Source organism: Bacillus cereus group sp. BfR-BA-01382, assembly GCF_022663475.1.
Lineage (GTDB): Bacteria > Bacillota > Bacilli > Bacillales > Bacillaceae_G > Bacillus_A > Bacillus_A thuringiensis_S.
On the sequence record NZ_JAKUFQ010000219.1, the window covers coordinates 1 to 2,238 of the forward strand.

Genomic DNA, 2,238 nt, shown 5'->3' on the forward strand with positions numbered 1-2,238 from the left:
TGCAAAACCAGAAGGAAATGAACCGTACGTACTTGCTGTTACAGCTTGCCCAACTGGAATCGCTCACACATATATGGCGGCGGATAGCTTAAAAGCAAAAGCGGCAGAGTTAGGAATAGCGATTAAAGTTGAAACGAACGGATCAACAGGTATTAAAAACGGTTTAACGAAAGAGGATATTGAACGTGCGACAGCTATTATTGTTGCGGCAGATAAACAAGTAGAAATGAATCGTTTTGCTGGTAAACATGTCATTCAAGTGCCAGTTGCTGATGGGATTAGAAAAACGGAAAATCTGCTTAAACGAGCTGTCAAACAAGATGCACCAATCTTTAAAGGTGTAAAAGAGGATGGGAAAACAGAAAGTATTGAGAGAGAAAAAGGATTAGGAATTTATAAGCATTTAATGAGCGGTGTAAGTAATATGCTTCCATTCGTTGTTGGTGGCGGGATTTTAATAGCGCTAGCATTTTCGTTTGGTGGTATAAAGGCGGAAGGTCCTTTAGCTGAATTGTTCATGTCAATTGGTGGAGGAAAAACAGGTGCGTTTTTATTCCTTGTACCAATTTTAGCTGGATTTATTGCAAGCTCTATTGCTGATCGTCCTGGTTTTATGCCTGGTGTTGTAGGTGGATTTTTAGCGGCGAATGCGAATGCTGGATTTTTAGGTGGATTAATTGCTGGTTTCTTAGCTGGATATGTTGTTTTAGGGTTAAAAAGATTATTTTCAGGACTACCAGTACAATTAGAAGGAATTAAACCTGTTTTGTTATATCCAGTCTTTGGATTATTGATTACAGGAGTTGTAATGCAAAAAGTAGTAATTCCGCCTGTAGTAGCATTAAATGAAATGTTGACAGGGTGGTTAAATGGTTTAAATGGTACGAATGCTATATTACTAGGTCTTATTTTAGGTGGTATGATGGCAATTGATATGGGTGGTCCAATTAATAAAGCGGCATTTACGTTTGGTATTGCTGCAATAGAAGCACAGAATTTTGGAGTGCACTCAGCAGTTATGGCTGGTGGTATGGTACCGCCACTTGCGATTGCATTCGCAACTACATTCTTTAAATCAAAGTTTACAGAAGCGGAACGTAAATCTGGTTTAACAAATTATATTATGGGAGCATCGTTCATTACAGAAGGTGCGATTCCGTTTGCAGCTGCAGATCCGGTTCGAGTAATCGTAAGTTGTGTTGTTGGTTCAAGTATTGCAGGTGCGTTATCTATGTTATTCCAAATTACATTACCGGCACCGCATGGTGGATTATTTGTAATAGCATTAGTAAATAAACCGTTACTATATATTTTCTCTATATTAATTGGAACGATTGTCTCGGCTATTATGCTAGGTGTTTGGAAAAAGAAAGTTCAATAACAAATGAAAAGAGAGCAGCTTTTAGTAGCTGCTTTCTTTTTATTACAAAAAAATAGGTTAACAATGGAATATTGATGCTTTTTGGTAAAAGATGTAATGAATTTTGGTTTTTTTGTAACAAAAAAGTAACACTGTAATTTTTTCTGGAAAAAGTTCTTGTGCTCGTATGTAAAAAATATATGAAAACCATTGGAGATTGTATTAAAAATACATTTTATTAATATGGAAATTTATGTTACAGCTCATTAATCGTATATTACGAATGCTTTGTAATTGTGTGATTTCTAAAAATTCTAAAAATCTGTTGCTATAATGAAAATACGAAAACAAAGCAAATGGAGGCTATTCATGAAAAAATTATTAAGTATAGCAACAGCAGCAGTTTTTGTTCTTGGGATTTTTGCAGGTTCTGCTAAAGCGGAAACAATTGTAACAACAGACGTATTAAATGTTAGAGAAAACCCAAATGTAGAGTCAAAGCTTGTAGGTAAAGTGTTAAGTGGGAATACACTAGATGTTATAAATACAGAAAATGGATGGACAAAAATTAAGTTAAACGGTAAGGAAGCGTTTGTAAGTGCTGAGTTTACAAGGAGCACATATTATGTAACGGCGGGCGTATTAAATGTTCGTGCTGGAGCGAATACTGATTCTGAAATTTTAGGTAAACTTAATAAAGATGATGTGATTGAAACGACGAATCAAGTTCAAAATGAATGGTTACAATTCGACTACAATGGAAAAGTCGGATATGTTCACGTGCCATTTTTAACAGGAACGGCACCTGTAATTGAAAAGAAAGAAGTTGTAGCTCAAGAAGAAGCGCCGGTTAAAAATAATACAGCAGTTAAGAATAA

At 35.6% G+C, this 2,238-nt stretch carries 2 protein-coding genes; both read left to right on the plus strand.

The window, feature by feature from the left end; genetic code table 11:
• A partial coding sequence (locus tag MR160_RS33440) for a PTS fructose transporter subunit IIC (RefSeq protein ID WP_242299197.1) occupies nt 1–1,381 on the plus strand: 1,381 nt, incomplete at its 5' end.
• A 348-nt stretch (nt 1,382–1,729) separates the two neighbouring features.
• Nucleotides 1,730–2,238 (plus strand): SH3 domain-containing protein (locus MR160_RS33445; protein ID WP_242299198.1); only part of this gene is annotated, 509 nt, incomplete at its 3' end.